Annotated in this window: 6 protein-coding genes and 2 pseudogenes; 5 read left to right on the forward strand and 3 right to left on the reverse strand. The window is 28.4% G+C overall.

The genetic code is table 11. From position 1 onward, the window contains the following. The first annotated feature begins 105 nt into the window (after positions 1-105). The gene (locus tag DY168_RS14410; RefSeq protein WP_115642520.1) at positions 106-567 is read left to right on the forward strand and encodes a Gfo/Idh/MocA family oxidoreductase; all 462 of its coding nucleotides are present in this window, start codon (positions 106-108) and stop codon (positions 565-567) included. 109 nt (positions 568-676) lie between these two features. On the opposite strand, the gene DY168_RS14415 is transcribed toward DY168_RS14410, so the two are convergent. Both DY168_RS14415 and dut (DY168_RS14420) read right to left on the reverse strand, forming a co-directional pair. Beyond that, positions 677-1849 (reverse strand): L,D-transpeptidase, encoded by a 1173-nt coding sequence (locus tag DY168_RS14415; RefSeq protein ID WP_115640173.1) that lies wholly within the window; start codon positions 1847-1849, stop codon positions 677-679. A 190-nt stretch (positions 1850-2039) separates the two neighbouring features. Continuing rightward, positions 2040-2299: pseudogene (dut, locus tag DY168_RS14420) on the reverse strand (dUTP diphosphatase); the annotation flags it as partial. Positions 2300-2320: 21 nt separating this feature from the next. Here dut (DY168_RS14420) and dut (DY168_RS14425) point away from each other — a divergent pair. The 4 genes and pseudogenes from dut (DY168_RS14425) to DY168_RS14440 form a co-directional block, all read left to right on the forward strand. Continuing rightward, a pseudogene (gene dut / locus DY168_RS14425) lies at positions 2321-2569 on the forward strand (dUTP diphosphatase); the annotation flags it as partial. A 188-nt stretch (positions 2570-2757) separates the two neighbouring features. Continuing rightward, entirely contained in the window at positions 2758-3240 is a 483-nt protein-coding gene (locus DY168_RS14430) for a hypothetical protein (protein WP_115642522.1), read from the forward strand. Positions 3241-3275: 35 nt separating this feature from the next. Continuing rightward, complete coding sequence (locus DY168_RS14435; RefSeq protein WP_115642523.1) at positions 3276-3527, forward strand: hypothetical protein; 252 nt, start codon at positions 3276-3278, stop codon at positions 3525-3527. Positions 3528-3618: 91 nt separating this feature from the next. Then, positions 3619-3927, forward strand: a complete 309-nt coding sequence (locus DY168_RS14440; RefSeq protein WP_242984178.1) for a L,D-transpeptidase — start codon at positions 3619-3621, stop codon at positions 3925-3927. A 322-nt stretch (positions 3928-4249) separates the two neighbouring features. Here DY168_RS14440 and DY168_RS14445 read toward each other — a convergent pair. Beyond that, positions 4250-4595: Gfo/Idh/MocA family oxidoreductase (locus DY168_RS14445; RefSeq protein WP_242984179.1), on the reverse strand; the 346-nt coding region annotated here is incomplete at its 5' end.

The following is a 4595-nucleotide window of genomic DNA, read 5'->3' on the forward strand; positions in this document are numbered from 1 at the left end:
ACCTGAAGATACTAGTAATAATCTAGACTATTACAATGGATCTGTTTTTGGTTTAGGTGTGCATATATTAGACCAAGTAGTTTCCTTATTTGGTAGACCTGAAAGGTGTTTTATGATGTTAAATCCATAAGAAACCCCTCTAATGCTGATGACTATTATGAGATACAATTGTTTTATAATACTTTCAAGGTTAAGTTAAAAACTAGTCATTTAGTAAAGCTTCCTTATTATAGGTTCACTATTCATGGTAAAAGAGGAAGCTTTATAAAAAGGTCAATAGATAGGCAAGAAGAATTCCTAAAAAAAGGTATCCTGCCTGAAACGAAAGGCTTCGGATTGGATACACCAAATGATTATGGGCTTATGAATTATATTAGCACCACCGGGGAAGAAATAACTAAGTTTATTGAAACTCCTATTGGAGATTATGGAAGGGTTTATGATAACATTTATTCAGCTATAATGTACCATAAGCCAAAACTAGTTAATGATGATGAATTATTAACAGTTATAGAAATTTTAGAAAAAGCTTTTAAGGGTGATAACCCAAAGATTATAACCCTTTAATCTTTTATATATTTATATTTTATATCTTTATATTTATATTTTTATATTTTTATATTTTTATAAAATAAAATATACATTAACCAAAGTACATCTCTAATTATATTACATTCTACTTAACAATAACCTTTGATCCAATAGGTACATTATCATATACCCATTTAGATTCATCAACTTTTAATCTTATGCAACCATGAGAGGCTGGTTTCCCTAAAGTAGTATCTACTATCTTTTTCTGTTCTTTATCAAAAGGTACAGAGTGAAAAAGATAGTTTCCCTTAAATCCTACCCAGTACTTACCTCCTTGATCGTACTTATCAGTATAAAACCAATCTCCCTTATTTTGTACAGTAAAGGTTCCTTTAGGTGTTTCCTTCCCATTTACGCCTGTAGAGCATAAAAATTCTTTTGTAAGAGACCATTTATTTTTACTACCCTTATATACGTAGGTCTTTTGATCTTTTATATTTACAATAATTAAATAATTAGTACCACTTGCTATATCAAAGGAATTTATATTTTGCTTTGCCGAAACTTCCTGTTTATTAAATACAGCTTGAACTTCTTCCTTCTGTTTTCGTGAAAGATACTTACCTTTTTCACCTTCATACTCTTTAACCTTATCTATAAGTTCTTTATCTTCTTTAAGTAAAGAGAGGTTATCTTCAATTAAAGATATAGCTTTAGAGTAATACTTATCCTTTGCAAGCTTATCTGCTTTATCTAAAGTATCTTCTTTTATTTTTGAGTAACAGTTTATCTTCATATCTAAAACTTCTAGATATTCAGGGTAAATTGGTGTTATTTCATTAAGCCCTTTCATTGCTGATACATAATCCTTATCATTGAATAGTTTATACGCCTTTTCAAATACATCTCTTGAACTAGAAATCATAGGCATAGAATCTTTTATTTCTGTAATTTTAGAATTAACTACATCATATCTTTCAATTTCCCTTAATGTATATAATATATATTCTCTTGAGATTTCACTAATTTCATTATTATTTTCATTTTCATTAATCTCTAATTGTTCTATACAATTTAAGAAATAAGTATTTAAATCCTTCTTAATCTTAATCTTTTTTATAATATTAAAGTTCCCTTTATTTAAAATAATTGAATTCGCTTTTATGTAATCCCCATTATCAAAGCATTCCTTAAATGTTGATAAATCCTTACTATAAAGTTTTAAGCAAAGAGCAGCATATGACAAAATAATTAAAGTTGAAATAATTATAATTAAATTTCTAATTAATCTTCTGTTATTAAAATATTTAAGCATCTGTTTTCTCCTTTCTTAACTTTGTATTAAGCCATTAATTCATCTTTTAATTATTGACACAATTGTAGGAATCTAATCACCTATATGTTTCAATAAAATGGGAGCACCCCTTCAGTTCTGACACTAAATGTCAGTACCTTAGAGGTGCTCCCAATATATTCCATTCAATATATTCCATCAAGTTATAATTTTATAAAAGTCCACTAGATCCAAATCCACCTTGTCCTCTTTCACTGTCTGTAGTTAATTCGTCTATCTCTTCCACATTCACTAATACCGTAGGCTTTATTACCATTTGGGCTATTTTCATAGCCTTTTCTACCTTAAATACTTCTTTGCCATGATTAATTAAGATTATGCATATTTCCCCTCTATATCCTTCATCAATAGTTCCTGGGTATTTAGTACTGTTATCCCATTCTTTAAAGCAAGTCCACTTCTTGGTCTAATATCTTCCTTAGAATTTTAGGAAGTGGACTTGCTTTAAAGAATGGGATAACAGTACTAAATACCCCAGGAACTATTGATGAAGGATATAGAGGGGAAATATGCATAATCTTAATTAATCATGGCAAAGAAGTATTTAAGGTAGAAAAGGCTATGAAAATAGCCCAAATGGTAATAAAGCCTACGGTATTAGTGAATGTGGAAGAGATAGACGAATTAACTACAGACAGTGAAAGAGGACAAGGTGGATTTGGATCTAGTGGACTTTTATAAATTATAACTTGATGGAATAATTGAATGGAATATATTGGGAGCACCTCTAAGGTACTGACATTTAGTGTCAGAACTGAAGGGGTGCTCCCATTTTATTGAAACATATAGGTGATTAGATTCCTACAATTGTGTCAATAATTAAAAGATGAATTAATGGCTTAATACAAAGTTAAGAAAGGAGAAAACAGATGCTTAAATATTTTAATAACAGAAGATTAATTAGAAATTTAATTATAATTATTTCAACTTTAATTATTTTGTCATATGCTGCTCTTTGCTTAAAACTTTATAGTAAGGATTTATCAACATTTAAGGAATGCTTTGATAATGGGGATTACATAAAAGCGAATTCAATTATTTTAAATAAAGGGAACTTTAATATTATAAAAAAGATTAAGATTAAGAAGGATTTAAATACTTATTTCTTAAATTGTATAGAACAATTAGAGATTAATGAAAATGAAAATAATAATGAAATTAGTGAAATCTCAAGAGAATATATATTATATACATTAAGGGAAATTGAAAGATATGATGTAGTTAATTCTAAAATTACAGAAATAAAAGATTCTATGCCTATGATTTCTAGTTCAAGAGATGTATTTGAAAAGGCGTATAAACTATTCAATGATAAGGATTATGTATCAGCAATGAAAGGGCTTAATGAATAACAACAATTTACCCTGAATATCTAGAAGTTTTAGATATGAAGATAAACTGTTACTCAAAAATAAAAGAAGATACTTTAGATAAAGCAGATAAGCTTGCAAAGGATAAGTATTACTCTAAAGCTATATCTTTAATTGAAGATAACCTCTCTTTACTTAAAGAAGATAAAGAACTTATAGATAAGGTTAAAGAGTATGAAGGTGAAAAAGGTAGTATCTTTCACGAAAACAGAAGGAAGAAGTTCAAGCTGTATTTAATAAACAGGAAGTTTCGGCAAAGCAAAATATAAATTCCTTTGATATAGCAAGTGGTACTAATTATTTAATTATTGTAAATATAAAAGATCAAAAGACCTACGTATATAAGGGTAGTAAAAATAAATGTCTCTTACAAAAGAATTTTTATGCTCTACAGGCGTAAATGGGAAGGAAACACCTAAAGGAACCTTTACTGTACAAAATAAGGGAGATTGGTTTTATACTGATAAGTACGATCAAGGAGGTAAGTACTGGGTAGGATTTAAGGGAAACTATCTTTTTCACTCTGTACCTTTTGATAAAGAACAGAAAAAGATAGTAGATACTACTTTAGGGAAACCAGCCTCTCATGGTTGCATAAGATTAAAAGTTGATGAATCTAAATGGGTATATGATAATGTACCTATTGGATCAAAGGTTATTGTTAAGTAGAATGTAATATAATTAGAGATGTACTTTGGTTAATGTATATTTATTTTATAAAAATATAAAAATAAAAATATAAATATAAAGATATAAAAATATAAATATATAAAAGATTAAAGGGTTATAATCTTTGGGTTATCACCCTTAAAAGCTTTTTCTAAAATTTCTATAACTGTTAATAATTCATCATCATTAACTAGTTTTGGCTTATGGTACATTATAGCTGAATAAATGTTATCATAAACCCTTCCATAATCTCCAATAGGAGTTTCAATAAACTTAGTTATTTCTTCCCCGGTTGGTGCTAATATAATTCATAAGCCCATAATCATTTGGTGTATCCAATCCGAAGCCTTTTCGTTTCAGGCAGGATACCTTTTTTTAGGAATTCTTCTTGCCTATCTATTGACCTTTTTATAAAGCTTCCTCTTTTACCATGAATAGTGAACCTATAATAAGGAAGCTTTACTAAATGACTAGTTTTTAACTTAACCTTGAAAGTATTATAAAACAATTGTATCTCATAATAGTCATCAGCATTAGAGGGGTTTCTTATGGATTTAACATCATAAAACACCTTTTCAGGTCTACCAAATAAGGAAACTACTTGGTCTAATATATGCACACCTAAACCAAAAACAGATCCATTGTAATAGTCTAGATTATTACTAGTA

Origin of the sequence: Clostridium putrefaciens (assembly GCF_900461105.1) — a bacterium.
Classification (GTDB): domain Bacteria; phylum Bacillota; class Clostridia; order Clostridiales; family Clostridiaceae; genus Clostridium_L; species Clostridium_L putrefaciens.

Coding starts and splice junctions, on each gene's coding strand:
- DY168_RS14415 (WP_115640173.1), bottom strand. CDS start 1,849: ATGCTTAAATATTTTAATAACAGAAGATTAATTAGAAATTTAATTATA.
- DY168_RS14440 (WP_242984178.1), top strand. CDS start 3,619: ATGTCTCTTACAAAAGAATTTTTATGCTCTACAGGCGTAAATGGGAAG.
- DY168_RS14435 (WP_115642523.1), top strand. CDS start 3,276: ATGAAGATAAACTGTTACTCAAAAATAAAAGAAGATACTTTAGATAAA.
- DY168_RS14430 (WP_115642522.1), top strand. CDS start 2,758: ATGCTTAAATATTTTAATAACAGAAGATTAATTAGAAATTTAATTATA.